Annotated in this window: 14 protein-coding genes; 4 read left to right on the top strand and 10 right to left on the bottom strand. The window is 64.5% G+C overall.

All coding sequences use genetic code 11. The annotated features are described in order from the left end of the window. The first annotated feature begins 264 nt into the window (after positions 1-264). The 3 genes from xseA to leuA all read left to right on the top strand — a co-directional run bounded on the left by xseA (position 265) and on the right by leuA (position 4,572). On the top strand, positions 265-1,644 hold the full coding sequence (gene xseA, locus C6A77_RS16165) for an exodeoxyribonuclease VII large subunit (RefSeq protein WP_114170404.1): 1,380 nt from the start codon (positions 265-267) through the stop codon (positions 1,642-1,644). A 3-nt stretch (positions 1,645-1,647) separates the two neighbouring features. Beyond that, on the top strand, positions 1,648-2,475 hold the full coding sequence (locus C6A77_RS16170) for a M23 family metallopeptidase (protein WP_114170369.1): 828 nt from the start codon (positions 1,648-1,650) through the stop codon (positions 2,473-2,475). A gap of 423 nt (positions 2,476-2,898) precedes the next feature. Further along, entirely contained in the window at positions 2,899-4,572 is a 1,674-nt protein-coding gene (leuA, locus tag C6A77_RS16175) for a 2-isopropylmalate synthase (RefSeq protein WP_114170370.1), read from the top strand. Between the two features lie 239 nt (positions 4,573-4,811). Here the strand turns inward: leuA and C6A77_RS16180 are convergent, their stop codons facing one another. From C6A77_RS16180 to zwf, 3 genes are read right to left on the bottom strand one after another with little or no spacing between them, the layout of a single operon-like run. After that, entirely contained in the window at positions 4,812-5,492 is a 681-nt protein-coding gene (locus C6A77_RS16180; RefSeq protein ID WP_114170371.1) for a bifunctional 4-hydroxy-2-oxoglutarate aldolase/2-dehydro-3-deoxy-phosphogluconate aldolase, read from the bottom strand. A gap of 17 nt (positions 5,493-5,509) precedes the next feature. Further along, positions 5,510-6,223, bottom strand: a complete 714-nt coding sequence (pgl, locus tag C6A77_RS16185; RefSeq protein ID WP_114170372.1) for a 6-phosphogluconolactonase — start codon at positions 6,221-6,223, stop codon at positions 5,510-5,512. Then, positions 6,210-7,679: a glucose-6-phosphate dehydrogenase gene (gene zwf, locus C6A77_RS16190; protein WP_114170373.1), complete on the bottom strand. Its 1,470-nt coding sequence runs from the start codon at positions 7,677-7,679 to the stop codon at positions 6,210-6,212. Before zwf ends, pgl begins: the two co-directional genes overlap by 14 nt. A 211-nt stretch (positions 7,680-7,890) precedes the next feature. Here zwf and hexR point away from each other — a divergent pair, with 211 nt between their 5' ends. Next, positions 7,891-8,754, top strand: coding sequence for a DNA-binding transcriptional regulator HexR (hexR, locus tag C6A77_RS16195; RefSeq protein ID WP_172830949.1), 864 nt, complete (start codon positions 7,891-7,893; stop codon positions 8,752-8,754). Here hexR and C6A77_RS16200 read toward each other — a convergent pair. The 7 genes from C6A77_RS16200 to C6A77_RS16230 all read right to left on the bottom strand — a co-directional run bounded on the left by C6A77_RS16200 (position 8,747) and on the right by C6A77_RS16230 (position 16,857). Continuing rightward, positions 8,747-9,601: a D-hexose-6-phosphate mutarotase gene (locus tag C6A77_RS16200; RefSeq protein WP_114170374.1), complete on the bottom strand. Its 855-nt coding sequence runs from the start codon at positions 9,599-9,601 to the stop codon at positions 8,747-8,749. The genes hexR and C6A77_RS16200 overlap by 8 nt on opposite strands. Positions 9,602-9,729: 128 nt before the next feature. Beyond that, complete coding sequence (locus C6A77_RS16205; protein ID WP_114170375.1) at positions 9,730-11,073, bottom strand: carbohydrate porin; 1,344 nt, start codon at positions 11,071-11,073, stop codon at positions 9,730-9,732. Positions 11,074-11,114: 41 nt separating this feature from the next. Beyond that, positions 11,115-12,269: a sn-glycerol-3-phosphate ABC transporter ATP-binding protein UgpC gene (gene ugpC / locus C6A77_RS16210; protein WP_114170376.1), complete on the bottom strand. Its 1,155-nt coding sequence runs from the start codon at positions 12,267-12,269 to the stop codon at positions 11,115-11,117. Between the two features lie 3 nt (positions 12,270-12,272). Next, the gene (locus C6A77_RS16215; protein ID WP_114170377.1) at positions 12,273-13,118 is read right to left on the bottom strand and encodes a carbohydrate ABC transporter permease; all 846 of its coding nucleotides are present in this window, start codon (positions 13,116-13,118) and stop codon (positions 12,273-12,275) included. Beyond that, positions 13,111-14,019 (bottom strand): sugar ABC transporter permease, encoded by a 909-nt coding sequence (locus tag C6A77_RS16220; protein ID WP_114170378.1) that lies wholly within the window; start codon positions 14,017-14,019, stop codon positions 13,111-13,113. The genes C6A77_RS16215 and C6A77_RS16220 overlap by 8 nt, the downstream gene beginning before the upstream one ends. Before the next feature lie 196 nt (positions 14,020-14,215). Beyond that, the gene (locus C6A77_RS16225) at positions 14,216-15,502 is read right to left on the bottom strand and encodes an ABC transporter substrate-binding protein (RefSeq protein ID WP_114170379.1); all 1,287 of its coding nucleotides are present in this window, start codon (positions 15,500-15,502) and stop codon (positions 14,216-14,218) included. A gap of 104 nt (positions 15,503-15,606) precedes the next feature. Further along, on the bottom strand, positions 15,607-16,857 hold the full coding sequence (locus C6A77_RS16230) for an AGE family epimerase/isomerase (RefSeq protein WP_114170380.1): 1,251 nt from the start codon (positions 16,855-16,857) through the stop codon (positions 15,607-15,609). Positions 16,858-16,967 lie beyond the last annotated feature (110 nt).

The following is a 16,967-nucleotide window of genomic DNA, read 5'->3' on the forward strand; positions in this document are numbered from 1 at the left end:
GTGGGAGCGGGCAAGCCCGCGAAGCAGGCGACGCGGTGGATGGCACCGGCTGCGCCGGTGTTCGCGGCTAAAGCCGCTCCCACAGGTACCGTTTAAGCCCGAAACCAGCGCAGTACCTGTGGGAGCGGGTTTACCCGCGAAGAATTCAACGCGGTGGCTGGCACCGGCTACGCCGGTGTTCGCGGCTAAAGCCGCTCCCACAGCAGAGAACCGCGACAGAGGCGGGACAGACAACCGGACCCGATGTCCTTTATGATGCGCGGCATGATCAGAGACCCTTTCGAACGACTCGGCCTGGACCGCGAGGTCCTCACCGTCAGCCAGCTCAACGGTCGCGCCCGCGTACTGCTGGAGGATGTGTTCCGCAGCGTGTGGGTGGAAGGCGAGATTTCCAACCTCGCCCGCCCGGCGTCCGGCCACATGTACTTCACCCTCAAGGACAGCGGCGCCCAGGTGCGCTGTGCGCTGTTCCGGCAGAACGCCACCCGGGTACGCCAGGCCCTGCGTGACGGCCTGGCGGTGCGGGTGCGCGGCAAGGTTTCGCTGTTCGAGGGGCGCGGCGACTACCAGCTGATTCTCGACACTGTCGAACCGGCCGGTGATGGCGCCCTGCGCCTGGCCTTCGAGGCGCTGAAGGAAAAACTCGCTGCCGAGGGGCTGTTCAGCGCCGAACGCAAGCAGCCGTTGCCTGCCCACCCGCAGCGCATCGGCATCATCACCTCGCCCACCGGCGCGGTGATCCGCGACATCATCAGTGTGTTCGGCCGCCGCGCTCCGCAGGTGGAACTGAATTTGATCCCCACCGCCGTGCAGGGCCGCGAAGCCATCGCGCAGATCGTGCGCGCCATTCGCCTGGCCGACAGCCTCGGTTTCGATGCGTTGATCCTGGCGCGTGGTGGCGGTTCGCTGGAAGACCTGTGGTGCTTCAACGAAGAGGCCGTGGCGCGGGCCGTGGCGGCCTGCGTCACGCCGATCGTCAGCGCCGTGGGCCATGAAACCGATGTCTCGATCAGCGACTTCGTTGCCGATGTGCGCGCCCCCACGCCGTCTGCCGCCGCCGAGCTGCTGGCCCCCGACAGCAGCGGCCTGCAGCAACGTCTGGATGGCCTGCAACGGCGCCTGCTGCTGCGCATGCAGAACCGCCTGAGCCACGACCGCCTGCGCCTGGAGTCGCTGGCCCGGCGCCTGCGCCACCCGGGCGAGCGCCTGCGCCAGCAGGCTCAGCGCCTGGATGACCTGGACATGCGCCTGCGCCGCGCGTTCATGCTCAACCTCAACCAGCGCCATCAACTGCTGGCCCGCCTGGATACCCGCCTGGCTGCGCAGCACCCGGGGCGCACCCTGAAATTGCTGGGCCAGCGCCTGGACAGCCTGGCCGAACGCCTGCCGCGCGCCATGCGCGAAGTGTTAAAGGACCGCCGCCAGCGCTTCCAGGCGCAGTTGCAGACACTGCAGGTAGTGAGCCCGCTGGCCACCCTAGCCCGCGGCTACAGCATTCTGCTGGACGAACAGGGCCAGGCTATCCGCAGCGCCGAACAGACCCGCAATGGCCAGCGCCTGACCGCCCGCCTGAACCAGGGCGAGCTGCGGGTGCGGGTCGAAGACAACCACCTGACTCCGGTCACCCTTTCACTTCTGGACTGACACATGCCCCGCCTGTTCGCGCCCCTGCTTGCCCTTTCCCTGTTGCTGCTGGCCGGCGGCGCCCAGGCCAGCTACATCACCCGCACGCTGAACAAGCCGGTACCCGGCGGCGTGGCGGTGGTCGACCTCGGCCCCGCCACCACCGCGCCGGGTGCCAGCTTCGACGGCAAGCCGGTGCTGGTGGTAAAAGAGCAGGACAGCTGGCTGGCGATCGTCGGCATCCCGCTGACGCAGAAGCCCGGCACCGCAGTACTGAACCAGGGCGGCCGTAGCCTGCCGTTCACGGTAGGCAGTAAAAAGTACCCCGAGCAGCGCATCACCCTGAAGAACACCCGCCAGGTCAACCCGAACCCGGCGGACCTGAAGCGCATCGACCGCGAACTGGCCGAGCAGATCAAGGCCTACCGCAGCTTCAGCCCGACCTTGCCGAGCAACCTGGTCCTCGACAAGCCGGTCAATGGCCCGCTGTCGAGCAAGTTCGGCGTGCGGCGCTTCTTCAATGGCGAAGAACGCAACCCGCATGCCGGGCTGGACTTCGCCGTACCGGCCGGCACGCCGATCAAGACCCCGGCCAATGGCAAGGTAATTCTGCTGGGTGACTACTTCTTCAACGGCCGCACGGTGTTCGTCGACCATGGCCAGGGCTTTATCAGCATGTTCTGCCATATGTCGAAGATCGATGTGCAGCTGGGGCAGCAGTTGCGCCGGGGTGATGTGGTGGGGCGGGTGGGCTCGACCGGGCGGGCTACCGGGCCGCACATGCACTGGAATGTCAGCCTGAACGATGCGCGGGTGGATCCGGCAATCTTCATTGGGGCGTTTCAGCCCTGAGATTTGCGCTGGCAGTGCTGGCTTCTTCGCGGGTAAACCCGCTCCCACAGCAACAGCGCTGCCCTTGTGGGAGCGGGTTCACCCGCGAAGGAGCCAGCCAGTCGACAGCAGTTCAAGCGTGTTGCGCCTTCTAAAAATACCGCGCAACAATCAGCAACCACCCCGAAAAATCCGGCCATAAAATCTCGCCAAAGCGCTTTTTTTAAGCATTCCTCTCAATTTTTTTCGAATGCTTGCCATCCCCCAACCCACTGGTTAGGGTTGAGGGCATGAAAACCTTCAGCACCCTCATCCTGCTCCGACAACATCGCAGCCTCTGCCTGGTCAGCGCTCGACTACCAGGCTGAATCGCGTCGCCTCGCCTCTTCATCTCGTTATCGCTCGGCAGGCCCGATCTCGGCCGCACACAAAAGGATTGCTTCCATGACCATGCTCAAAGACCCTTCGAAGAAGTACCGCGCCTTCCCGACCATCGACCTGCCAGACCGCACCTGGCCGTCGAAAACCATCACCGCCGCGCCGATCTGGTGCAGCTCCGACCTGCGTGATGGCAACCAGTCGCTGATCGAGCCGATGGATTCGGAGAAGAAGCTGCGTTTCTGGAAGACCCTGGTGCAGGTCGGCGTGAAGGAGATCGAAGCCTCGTTCCCGTCCGCATCGCAGACCGACTTCGACTTCGTGCGCACGCTCATCGAAGACGGCCACATCCCGGACGACACCACCATCCAGGTGCTCACCCAGGCCCGTGAAGACCTGATCGCCCGCACCTTCGAGTCGCTGCGCGGGGCGAAAAAGGCCATCGTCCACCTGTACAACGCTACCAGCCCGTCGTTCCGCCGCATCGTCTTCAACCAGGACAAGCAAGGCGTGAAGGACATCGCGGTGAACGCGGCCAAGCTGTTCGTCAAGTACGCTGCCCAGCAGCCGGAAACCCACTGGACCTTCCAGTACTCGCCGGAAACCTTCAGCGCCACCGAAATGGAATTTGCCAAGGAAGTGTGCGATGCGGTGATCGAGGTGTGGAACCCGACCCCCGAGCACAAGATCATCCTCAACCTGCCGGCCACCGTGGAAGTGTCGACGCCGAACATCTACGCCGACCAGATCGAGTGGTTCTGCCGTAACGTCAGCCGCCGCGACAGCGTGATCATCAGCCTGCACTGCCACAACGACCGTGGCACCGGCATCGCCGCCACCGAGCTGGGCCTGATGGCCGGCGCCGACCGTGCCGAAGGCTGCCTGTTCGGCAACGGTGAGCGTACCGGTAACGTCGACCTGGTGACCCTGGCGCTGAACCTCTACACCCAGGGCATCGACCCGCTGCTGGACTTCTCCGACATCGACGGCGTGCGCAAGGTGGTCGAAGAGTGCAACCAGTTGCCGGTGCACCCGCGCCACCCATATGTGGGCGACCTGGTCCACACCGCGTTCTCTGGTTCGCACCAGGACGCCATCCGCAAGGGCTTCGCCAAGCAGCAGGAAGGCGAACTGTGGGAAGTGCCTTACCTGCCGATCGACCCGGCCGACATCGGCCGCAGCTACGAGGCAGTCATCCGCGTCAACAGCCAGTCGGGCAAAGGGGGTATCACCTACCTGCTCGAACAGGAATACGGCATCAGCCTGCCACGCCGCATGCAGATCGAATTCAGCCAGGTGGTGCAGGGTGAAACCGACCGCCTGGGCCTGGAAATGACCGCCCAGCAGATCTACAGCCTGCTGCACAAGGAATACCTCCAGGCCAACGCCCCTTACGCGCTGGTCAGCCATCGCCTGCAGGAAGAAAACGGCCACAGCGCGGTGGAAGTGGAGGTCGCCGGTGAAGGCGAGACCACCCTGCACTGGCGCGGCAAGGGCAACGGCGCGCTGGAAGCGCTGGTGGCCGGCCTGCCGATTGCCGTGGAGATCATGGACTACAACGAGCATGCGATTGGCGCGGGCACCAATGCCAAGGCTGCGGCCTATATCGAACTGCGTGTGGCCGGTGGCCGCCCGGTGCATGGCGTGGGGATCGATGAAAACATCACCACGGCCAGCTTCAAGGCGCTGTTCAGCGCGCTGAACCGCTCGCTGAGCCAGCAGGAAGCCAAGGCGGCCTGAGCCGTAGCGCTATGAAAGAGGAAGCCCGCATCGGTTGATGCGGGCTTTTTTGTTGGTCTGCGTCGGCCTATTCGCGGGCTTGCCCGCTCCCACAGGGATCATGCAGCACTCAGCAACTATGCAGAACCTGTGGGAGCGGGCGAGCCCGCGAACAGGCCGGCACTGGCGATGCAAAACCTGCAGGCAAAAAAAAGGGGCGCCGACCAAGCGCCCCATAAGCCGTAAAACACACAACGAATTCAGTTGCCCTCCAGCAGCGCCATCGCCTCCGCGCTGCACGCTTCGATCCGCGCCCAGTCGCCGTTCTTGATCCAGCTGCTGTCGAGCATCCAGGTACCCCCCACGCACATCACGTTGGGCAGCGCCATGTAGTTGCGCACATTGGCCGGGTTGACGCCACCGGTCGGGCAGAAACGAATATCGCCGAACGGGCCGCCAAAGGCCTTGATCGCCGCCACGCCGCCGCTGATTTCCGCCGGGAACAGCTTGAAGCGGCGGTAACCCAAGGCATAGCCCATCATGATTTCAGACGGCGTGCTGATACCCGGCAGCAGCGGGATTTCGCTGGCCACGCCGGCTTCGAGGATGTCCTGAGTAATGCCTGGAGTAACGACGAATTGCGCACCCGCGGCTTCAACCGCGGCGAACATGCTGCGATCGAGTACCGTGCCGGCGCCCACGCAAAGCTCCGGGCGCTGCTCGCGCAGCACCTGGATGGCCTTCAGGCCGTGCTGCGAGCGCAAGGTCACTTCCAGGGTACGGATACCGCCGGCGGCAAGGGCATCAGCCAGCGGCAGGATGTCTTCCTCACGGGCGATGGTGATCACCGGCAGAATGCGCGCCTTCTCGCAGATGGCGTCGATCCGCGCGGCTTTGTCGGCCATCGAGAGCATGGACTGTGGGCGTTCGAGGGTGGTCATGATTGTGGATCCTTGGCTCATGGGCACCAGTAGATGTCCAGGGGGTCGTGAAGAAAAGCGCGAATCGGCATTTCAGTAAGGTCGCTGCCCGCCAGCGCGGCGCGCAGGGTAGCGAGTTTGCCCTGCCCTTGCACGGCCAGCGCGGTAAAAGCAGCACTGGCCAGCAGCGAGCGGGTCATCGACAGGCGCTGGCGCGGCACGCTCGGTGCCAGCAAGGGCAGACAGCGGCGCGGGTTGGCCAGGTCGAGGCCGGCTTGCAGGTTGGGGCTGGCGGGGAACAGCGAGGCGGTATGGCCATCGTCGCCCATGCCCAGCACCAGCACGTCGATCGGCGGCAGCTCGGCCAGGGCCTGGTCGGCCTTGTCCGCAGCGGCATCGAGGTTGTCCGCCTGCTGGTACAAGCCAACGAAGCGGGCCTTGGCCGCCGCCCCCTTGAACAAGTGACGGGCCAGCAGGCCGGCGTTGCTGTCGGCGTGCTCGACCGGCACCCAGCGCTCGTCGGCCAGGCTGACGGTGACTTTGCCCCAGTCGAGGTTTTCGCGAGCCAGTTGCTCGAGGAACGGTACCGGGCTGCGACCGCCCGACAGCACCACACAAGCCTGCCCTTTGGCGGCAATGGCCGCCCGCAGACGTTCGGCGACGTCGTGGGCCTGGGTGGCCGCAAGCGCGGCGGCATCCGCCAGTTCGTGAACGTTCACGACCGCTGGCAGTTTCAGTTCAGATATCCCCATACCACGCCCTCCCATCGCGTGTGATCAGTGCAATCGAGCTCATCGGCCCCCACGAACCCGCCGCATAAGGCTTGGGCGCATCGCCCGCGTTACGCCAGCCGGCGATCAGCTGGTCGCACCATGTCCAGGCGTATTCGATTTCGTCCTTGCGCACGAACAGGTTCTGGTTGCCTCGCATCACTTCGAGCAACAGGCGCTCGTAGGCATCCGGGATCCTGGCGCTGCGCCAGGCGTCGGAAAAATTCAGCTGCAACGGGCCGCTGCGCAGCTGCATGCCCTTGTCCAGGCCCTGTTCCTTGGTCATCACCCGTAGAGAAATGCCTTCGTCCGGTTGCAGGCGGATGATCAGCTTGTTACCGATCTGCAAACGCTGTTCCGGGGCGAAGATGTAGTGCGGGGTTTCCTTGAAGTGGATGACGATCTGCGACAGCTTCTGCGGCATGCGCTTGCCGGTACGCAGGTAGAACGGCACGCCGGACCAGCGCCAGTTGCGGATGTCGGCGCGCAGGGCGACGAAGGTTTCGGTGTCGCTCTGGGCGTTGGCGTTGTCTTCTTCCAGATAGCCGGGTACCGGCTTGCCGTCACTGTAGCCGGCAATGTACTGGCCGCGCACCACACGGGTGCTCAGCCCGTCACCGGTGATCGGTGCCAGGGCCTTGAGCACCTTGACCTTCTCGTCGCGGATGGCGTCGGCGGAGAGTTCGCTGGGCGGGTCCATGGCGATCAGGCACAGCAGCTGCAGCAGGTGGTTCTGGATCATGTCGCGCAGCTGGCCGGCCTTGTCGAAGTAGCCCCAACGGCCTTCGATACCGACCTTCTCGGCGACGGTGATCTCCACATGGGAGATGGAATTCTGGTTCCACTGGGTTTCGAACAGGCTGTTGGCGAAGCGCAGGGCGATCAGGTTCTGCACCGTTTCCTTGCCCAGGTAATGGTCGATGCGGTACACCCGGCTCTCGGGGAAGAAGCGCGCCACGGCATCGTTGACCCGCCGCGATGACTCCAGGTCATGGCCAATGGGTTTTTCCAGTACCACCCGGGTGCGTGCGGCCAGGCCGGCCTTGTCGAGGTTCTCGCAGATGGCCCCGTACACCGCCGCAGCGGTGGCGAAGTAGGCGATCAGCGGCAACTCGGCCGGGGTTTGCTCGGCCAGGGCCTGGTAGCCCTCGGGCTGGAGGAAATCCAGGTGCTGGTAGCTCAGCCGGGCGAGGAAACGGCCCAGCGCAGCGGGTTCGATATCGGCCTCGGGCACATGCCGGCGCAGATGCGCTTCGATGCTGTCCAGGTGCTGCTGCGCGCTACCGGCCTCGCGGGCCAGCGCCAGCAGGCGGGTATCCGGGTGCAACAGGTTGGCCCGGTCGAGCTGATAGAGCGCGGGAAACAGCTTGCGCAATGCCAGGTCGCCAAGGGCGCCAAACAGGGCAAAGGTGCAAGGTTCGACACTGATCGCAGCCATGATGTTGGTTCTTTCCTAAAGTTAGTCTAGGAATACCGCTTTCACATACGGTTTTCAAGGGATAATGTAGTAAAAACCACAACATTCCACACAAGCATTACAGACAAGTGGTACGTCAACCGCACCGACAGTACGATAGACGACCGTGCAAAAAGCCTGCTGCTCCCACAGCCGGCTGTCTTCCCGACCCAAGGACACACCCATGGACCGCGTGCGAAACCTCCTGGAACAGATCCAGGGACGCCTCGACGAGCTGAACAAGGCCGAACGCAAAGTCGCCGAAGTCATCCTGCTCAACCCGCAACAAGCCACCCGTTTCAGCATTGCTGCGCTGGCCCAGGCGGCCAAGGTCAGCGAACCGACCGTCAACCGCTTCTGCCGCTCGTTCGGCGTCAGCGGCTACCCCGAGCTGAAGCTGCAGCTGGCGCAGAGCCTGGCCAGCGGCGCGGCCTACGTCAGCCGTGCGGTAGAGGCCGACGATGACCCGGCGGCCTACACCCAAAAGATCTTCGCCAGCGCCATCGCCTCGCTCGACAGCGCCTGCCAGCAACTCGACCCGCAGCAGGTCAGCCGTGCCGTGGACATGATGATCCAGGCCCGGCAGATCCACTTCTTCGGCCTGGGCGCCTCGGCGCCGGTGGCCCTCGATGCCCAGCACAAGTTCTTCCGCTTCAACCTTGCGGTGTCGGCCCACGCCGATGTGCTGATGCAGCGCATGCTGGCCTCGGTGGCGCACACCGGTGACCTGTTCGTGATCATTTCCTACACCGGGCGCACCCGCGAACTGGTCGATGTGGCGCGCCTGGCCCGGGAAAACGGCGCCTCGGTACTGGGCCTGACTGCCGCCGGCTCGCCGCTGGCCAATGCCTGCAGCCTGAGCCTGCACATCCCGTTGCCGGAAGACACCGACATCTACATGCCAATGACCTCGCGGATCATCCAGCTGACTGTGCTCGATGTGCTCGCCACCGGCATGACCCTGCGCCGCGGCGTGGACTTCCAGCCGCACCTGCGCAAGATCAAGGAAAGCCTCAACGCCAGCCGCTACCCGATCGAGGACGACGAACTCAACTGAGCCGGTGCGCCTGCAAGCGCAGGTGCGCGCGCTGCCCGGGCGCCAGGCTCAGGCCCTCGCCGCTGCCGCTGGCGGCCTCGACGCAGACGAAGTGCTGGCATTCGCGGCCGGTCACACCCATCAGCGGGCGACTGCCCGGGTGCCACACCACCGTGTCGTCGCTGTCACCGGTGTCGATGCACAGCTCACGCTGCCAGGCCGGGTCCTGCAGTTGCACGCGCGGCGTGCCGGGGTAGACCTTCTGGCAGCCGCCCTTGAGCTTCAGCGCGCCGTCCTCGCGGCAGGCCTGGCGGTTGAGGCGGTCGTAGCCTTCGATATCCTCGAGCCCGGACAGCGCTATCTCGGAAACGTCACTGATACGCCAGTAGGCCAGCAGGGCATGGCTCAGCTGGCAGGGCTCGCTGTCCTGGTGTTCGGTACTCAGGCTCAGCTCCATGCGGCTGCCCAGCCGCGCCTGCAGGTCGACCTGCCAGTCGCATAGGTCCAGCCGCCACTTCAGGGTCACGCCCTCCTCGTCCTCGCGGCTGACCACCAGCTTCCAGTCCAGTAGGCGCGCCCAGCCATGGGCCGGCCACAAGTCTTCGCTAGGGTGGCGGCCATACCAAGGCCAGCACACCGGCACACCGCCACGAATCGCGCCCACTTGCGGCCACTGCTCGGCGCACCACAGCCAGGGCCGCTCACCCGCCGGTTGAAAGTGCAGCAGTTGCGCGCCCTGGCGGCTGAACACCGCCTGGCAGCGGGGGTGGTCGATGATCAGTACATCGCGCTGCTGGTAACGCTCCCACTCGAAGGTCGGCCGTGGCCGCTGCGAGGTGAAGAAGCGATGGAGCGGATGTTCGGGCATGGTTCAGAGCTCTTGTTGTTTGAGATAGCGCTGTCTCGGTCTATCCCCGACACCCACTGCAGGGCAGTGGGTGCCGATTGACGAGATAGTACCGAAAAGGGATTGGCGTAAATTTACAACAATTGCCCTTAGAATGACGACTGAATCTTCAAGCCTGCGACCAGCGCGTTATCCACCTCATCCACCCCGCCGGGGCTCTTGATGTATTGCAGGTTGGGCCGCACGGTCAGCCAGTTGGTGACATGGAAGCCGTAGTAGAGCTCGGCGTTGTATTCGGTACGTTGCAGCGGCACGAAGCCGGGGTTGTCGTAATCGTTGAGGCCGCTCTGGGCGTTGAGCAGTTCGGCGCGCTTCTTCACATCGTCATTCACATGAATGCGCGCCACGCCGAAGCCGATATCGTCCTTCGGCCGGGCGTCGAAGGCGCCTTTGTAGACCAGGCCAACCTGCTGGTAGTTATCCACCACGTTGGTGGCCTTGTCGTGCACGGTGAAGTTGGCGAACAGGCTCAGGCCGCGGTTGACGTCACCACCGTGGGCGGTCACCTGCTGCTGCGCCACCACCCACCAGCCATGCTTGCTGGAGTGCGACTTGAAGGCTTCGCCGGTCAGCGCCTGCGGGTTGCCATTGATGTCGTCGTAGACATCGTCGGCCTTGGCCGTGCTGTAGTAATAACCCAGGCGGTATTCGCCCGGCAGGCCGTTGACCTTGGGCGACCACACCGCTTCCACCGGCAGGATCGCGCCCTTGGTTCCGCTACCGCTGAGCTTGAAGCCGTTGCCGGTCTCCAGGTTGGACGGGTTCTGTTCGAAGGCACCGACCTGGACGAAGAATTCCGGGTTGATGTTGTATTTCACCCGCAGCGCCCACTGGCTGACCGGCCAGTTGTACCAGATGCCGCCGACCCAGTTGCCTACCTGCGAGCCACAGAACGCCAGGTTCTGGAAGTCGCAGGGGAAGCTGTTGAAGTCCTCGCCTTCGCCGAAGCGGCCGAATTTGACGTCCAGCGCACCGTCGAAGTACTTCTGCTTGACCCACATCTGCGTCAGGCGCCAGGTCTGGCCACGGCCCCACACTTCCTGCACCGAGCTGAACTGCCCGGCGCGCGGGCCGCTGATGCGGTCGTTGGACAGGTTGCGGCCGCTGCGCTCGGTGATCGCCAGCTTGAACTCGGCGTCGTGCCAGCCCAGGATCTTCTGCAGGTCCAGGTGCGCACCAAGGGCGAACTGGTCGCTGTAGCGCGCGGTCTTGTCGTCGTTGTAGCCGCCGTGCAGGTTGCCGGCTACTTCACCGACGTAATCGACGGTGAAGTCATAGCCCTTTTCCAGCAGTTCGGTGCGGGTGCCGCCCCAGTCGCCGGTCATCCATTTCGATTCGCTGGAAAAGGCCTCGGCTGCCTGCACGCCGCTGTTGCCGACGATGGCCAGCAAGGCCAGCGAGCCCAATGTCCTGATGCGTTTGCGTTGTTCCATCCCTATACGTCCTCTTTTTTCTTATTGATGGTGTAGACGGGTTATCGGCCTTTGAAGTGCGCCACGTTGTCCATTACGGTTGCCGCAGTTGTGCCCAGGTGCACGCGCTCGCCGCTGGCGGCGTCGAACAGCAGCACCCGTGCCGGGTCGAATTGCAGGTTCAGGCTGTCACCGACCCGGCACGCCACATCCGGCGCCAGGCGGCAGCACACTTTGGTCTGGTTGAGGGTGACGAACACCAGCAGGTCCGGCCCGGTGGGCTCGGTCACCTCTACTTCGGCGCGGATGCCCGGCAGGCCGTTGCCTTCGGCGGCGCCCAGGGCGATCTGTTCCGGGCGGATACCCAGCACGATCTCGCGGCCCTCCAGTTCGTCGGCAGCCAGCCCCAGAGGCAGCTCGCAGCGCGCCTGGCCGCTGTCGAGCAGCGCCAGCACGCGACCATCCTGTTTGGTCAGGCGCACCGGGATGAAGTTCATCGGCGGTGAGCCGATGAAGCTGGCGACAAACTGGTTGGCCGGGTCGTTGTAGATCTGCTGCGGGGTGCCGAACTGCTGGATGATGCCGTCCTTCATCACGGCCACCTTGTCACCCAGGGTCATGGCCTCGATCTGGTCGTGGGTGACATACACCGTGGTGGTTTTCAGGCGCTGGTGCATCAGTTTCATTTCGGTGCGCATCTCGACGCGCAGCTTGGCATCGAGGTTGGACAGTGGTTCATCGAACAGGTAGATCTTCGGCCGCCGCGCCAGTGCCCGGCCCATCGCCACGCGCTGCTGCTGGCCACCGGACAGCTGCGCCGGCTTGCGCGCCAGCAGGTGCTCGATCTGCAACAGCTTGGCTACCCGCGCCACTTCCTCGTCGATGGCGGCCTGGGGCAGCTTGCGAATCTTCAGGCCGAACTCGATGTTCTCGCGCACGCTCATGGTCGGGTACAGCGCGTAGGACTGGAACACCATGGCGATGTCGCGGTCCTTGGGGCTCATGCCGCTGACATCCTGCTGATCGATGAGGATCGCGCCAGCGCTGATCTGCTCGAGGCCGGCGATGCAGTTCATCAGGGTCGATTTGCCGCAGCCCGACGGGCCGACCAGGATCAGGAATTCGCCATCCTTGATCGACAGCTGGATGTCCTTGAGGGTATCCGGCAGGCCGCTGCCGTAGGTCTTGTTCACATTGCGAAGTTCGAGCGTTGCCATGACTTACCCCTTTACCGCGCCAGCAGTCAGCCCGCGGACGAAATATTTGCCTGCCACCACGTAGACCAGCAGGGTTGGCAGGCCGGCGATCATCGCCGCCGCCATGTCGACGTTGTATTCCTTGGCCCCGGTGCTGGTGTTGACCAGGTTGTTCAGGGCCACGGTAATCGGTTGCGAGTCGCCGCTGGAGAACACCACGCCGAACAGGAAGTCGTTCCAGATCTGGGTGAACTGCCAGATCAGGCAGACCATGATGATCGGCGTCGACATCGGCAGGATGATGCGCTGGAAGATGGTGAAGAACCCGGCCCCGTCCAGGCGCGCGGCCTTGACCAGTGCATCGGGGATGCTCACGTAGAAGTTACGGAAGAACAGCGTGGTGAACGCCAGGCCGTAGACCACATGCACCAGTACCAGGCCGCCGGTGGTACTGGCCAGGCCGAGCTTGCCGAGGGTGAACGAGGCCGGCAGCAGCACGGTCTGGAACGGCAGGAAGCAGCCGAACAGCAGCAGGCCGAAGAACAGTTGCGAACCGCGGAAGCGCCACATCGACAGCACATAGCCGTTCAGCGCGCCGATGGTGGTGGAGATCAGCACCGCCGGCACGGTGATCATGATCGAGTTCCAGAAGTAACCGCTGACCGTGCTCCAGGCCTTGACCCAGCCGATGCCGGTGAATACTGCGGGCCAGCTCAGCAGGTTGCCGGTGCTGATGTCGTCCGGGGTCTTGAAGCTGGTCAGCAGCATCACCACCAGCGGCACCAGGTAAAGCACCACGGCCAGCAACAGCACGGCGTGGATGGCGATGCGGCTCAGGCTCGACGCCGGTTTGTCGACAGGGCTATGCATGGCGTTTGCTCCGCAGCTCCGAATACAGGTAGGGCACGAGGATCGCCAGGATCGCCCCGAGCATGAGAATGGCGCTGGCCGAGCCCATGCCCATCTGGCCGCGGCTGAAGGTGAACGAGTACATGAACATCGCCGGCAGGTCGGAGGAGTAGCCGGGGCCACCGGCCGTCATCGCCGCCACCAGGTCGAAGCTCTTGATGGCGATATGCGCAAGGATCATCAGCGAGCTGAAGAACACCGGGCGCAGGCTGGGCAGCACCACCGTCCAGTAGATGCGCGGCAGGCTGGCACCGTCGATCTGCGCGGCGCGGATGATCGACTGGTCGACCCCGCGCAGGCCGGCGAGGAACATCGCCATGATGAAGCCCGATGCCTGCCACACGGCGGCGATCACCAGGCAGTACACCACCCGGTCAGGGTCGATCAGCCAGTCCAGGCGCAAGCCTTCCCAGCCCCAGTCGCGCAGCAGCTTGTCCAGGCCCATGCCCGGGTTGAGCAGCCACTTCCAGGCGGTGCCGGTGACGATCATCGACAGCGCCATGGGGTACAGGTAGATGGTACGGATGAAGCCTTCGCGGCGGATGCGCTGGTCCAGCAGTACGGCCAGCAGCACACCGACGGCCAGGCTGATGGCGATGAACAGGCCACCGAACAGCAGCAGGTTCTTGCTCGCTACCCACCAGCGGTCGTTGTCGAACAGCCGGGCGTACTGCGCCAGGCCGGCCCATTTGTAAGTGGGCAGGAAGGTCGAGGTGGTGAAGGACAGGACGAAGGTCCAGAGGATATAGCCGTAGAAGCCCACCAGGATGATGAACATGCTGGGCGCCAGCACCAGCTTGGGCAGCCAGCGCTGTAGTGCGTCCAGGGGTGAGGCCCGCAGTTGGGCGGTAGTTGTGATCATGGTTCACCTCAAAGGCACAACGGCTCGCTTTTGTGGGAGCGGCCTTGTGTCGCGAAAGGGCTGCGAAGCAGCCCCGGGGCCTGCGGAACGAAGCTGTTCTGAAAGGACTGCGCCGCCTGAATCAGGGACCGCCTCGCGGTCCTGTCGCGACGCAAGGCCGCTCCCGCATCAGACCGCGCCAGTCTCGAGTCAGCGTTTACTGGGCAGCCTTGATCGCCGCCGCCAGCTTTTTCGCCGCATCGGCCGGGTCGGCCTTGGGGGCGTTGATGTAGTTGGTCACCACATCGAAGAAGGCGCCCTGCACGGCCAGCGTGGTGGCCATGTTGTGCGCCATGCTCGGCTGCAGCCCGCCGCTCTTGGCATCGGCCAGGAAGTCCTTGGCGGAGGTCTGCGCGCAGGCGTCGAAACCGTACTTGCCCATGTCGGCCAGCATGTCGTTGCGCACCGGGATAGAGCCCTTGTTGCTGCTGAAGACTTTCTGGAAGTCCTGGCCCAGCACCTTGCGTGCAATGTCCTGCTGGCCGGCAGCGGTACCTTCGTCGCTCTGCTTGAACACCACCAGCGAGTCGATGTTGTACAGGAAGGCCTTTTCGGTGCCGGGGAATGGCACGCACTGGTAGTCCTTGCCTGCGGTTTTCTTCGCCAGGGTCCATTCGCTCTTGGCCCAGTCACCCATGATCTGCATGCCGGCCTTGCCATTGATGACCTTGGCCGCTTCCAGGTTCCAGTCCTGGCCTTTGCCGTCCGGGTCCATGTAGGTGGCGACCTTTTTCAGCTCGGTCAATGCCTTGACCATCTGCGGGCCGGTCAGGGCTGCGCTGTCGAGGTCGACCAGGGCCTTCTTGTAGCCGTCGACACCCATCACTGCCAGCACCACGCTTTCGAACACGGTGCTGTCCTGCCAGGGCTGACCGCCATGGGCAAGCGGGATGAAGCCGGCGGCCTTGAGCTTGTCGGCGGCGGCGTAGAATTCGTCGAGGGTGGTCGGCGCCTTGTCGATGCCGGCCTTCTTGAACACTTCGGGGTTGATCCACAGCCAGTTGATGCGGTGGATATTCACCGGTACGGCGACATAGTCACCGTCGTACTTCACGGTGTCGGCGACTTTCTTGTCGAGCAGTGTGTCCCACTTCTCTTCCTTGGCCACTTCCTTTAGCACATCGGCATCGAGCAGGCCGGTGGCCGCCCAGTCCTGGATGTCCGGGCCTTTGATCTGCGCGACACCGGGTGGGTTGCCGGCCACGGCGCGGCTCTTGAGCACGGTCATGGCCGTGGCACCACCACCGCCGGCGACAGCGCCGTCCTTCCAGGTGAAACCGTCTTTCTCGACCTGGGCCTTGAGCACATCGACCGCCGCCTTTTCACCACCGGAGGTCCACCAGTGCACCACCTCAACGCTGCCTTTGGAGTCGGCAGCCAGGGCACTCAGCGGGAACAGAGAGGCCAGGGATATTGCGGCAGCGAGACGGAGCGTGGAATTCATCGAAGCACCTTTCTTGTTGTTATGCCGTGCAAGTCGATCGCTTGCGTTGCATGAAGTCTAAACAGCGTGCCCGCCTCGTCAGGTAACGAAGCGATGCGTGAATGTCATCGTTTGGTTACATTGCCGGCCAGGCTGCTGGCCAGGCTCGGTGCCAGCGGCAAGCCTGGCAACAGCAGCGCCTGGTAGGCGTGGTAAAGGTCAGGCTTGCCCGGCCAGATGGTCGCGGCCGGCTGATTGTGCGCATCGAGTTCGTGGTGCCAGCTGCCGCCCACAGTGTCGATGAAACGGGTGGCGATAAAGTCCCAGCAGCGGCGGTACCACTGCTCGTAGTGCGCCTCCCCGGTGCGCTGCAACAGGGCCGCCGCCGCGGCGCAGGCCTCGGCATGCACCCAGTGCAGGCGCGCGGCCACCAACGGGCGATCGGCCCAGTCCAGGGTGTAGACGAAACCGGGCGCACCATCGACGTTCCAGGCCTTCTGGCAGGCAGCCTCGAACAGGCCACGGGCGCTGTCGGCAAGCCAGCCTGGGGCGTGCAGGCCGGCCCGATCCAGGCTGGCCTCCAGGTGCAGCAGCAGCCGCGCCCATTCCAGGGCATGCCCGGGCGTGGTGCCGTAAGGCCGGAAGTGGTCGGCCGGGTGCTCCAGGTTGTACTGCGGCAATGGCTGCCAAAGGGCGTCGAAGTGCTCGATGACCCGATAGCCGTTGGCCGCGGCGTGGGTATGAATGATGCGTTCGGCGATGCGCAGGGCGCGTTGCAGCCAGAGGCGGTTGCCGGTGACGTCCGCCAGGGCCAGGAAGGCCTCGACCGCGTGCATGTTGCTGTTGGCGCCACGGTAGGGCTCGGGCAACTGCCAGGCGCGCGAGAAGGCTTCCCTGAGGGCGCCCTCCTCTTCACTCCAGAAATGCGCCTCGAGCACCTGCACCGCGTCGGCCAGCAAAGCGCTTGCATCGGCCGCGCCGGCGGTCACGGCCGAGCTGGCGGCAAGGGCGACGAAGGCATGCAGGTAAGCCGCCTTGCCGCTGTCGTCGAGGCCATCGGGGTGGCTGAACCAACCGCCATGGATGGCGTCCTGCAGCGCGCCACGCAAGGCGGCCACGCCGTGCTCGGCATAGGCCAGGCAACCCGGCACGCCCTGCAGATGGGCCAGGGCGAAGCAGTGGGTCATGCGGGCGGTGTTGAGGGTATTGGCACGGGCATCGGCGGCAAGCTGGCCTGCCGCGTCCAGGTTACCGAAGCCGCCGGGCAGTTTCGAGGCCTTGGCAAAGGCCAGCAGGCGTTGCCCTTCGGCCATGCGCCAGGCGCTGTGGGCCGGGGCGTCGAGCCAGGAGGTGGAAGGCAGGTTGGGAGTGTTCATGGGCCAGCTTGATCCTTGCCAGTCGTGTGCGAATTCTAGCCAGCGGGGTTGGGCGGGATGTCACGAAGGACGGCGGGATTGTCACCAGGCGGTGACATTTCACTTGCCTG

Source organism: Pseudomonas sp. AFG_SD02_1510_Pfu_092 (genome assembly GCF_003331055.1).
GTDB lineage: Bacteria > Pseudomonadota > Gammaproteobacteria > Pseudomonadales > Pseudomonadaceae > Aquipseudomonas.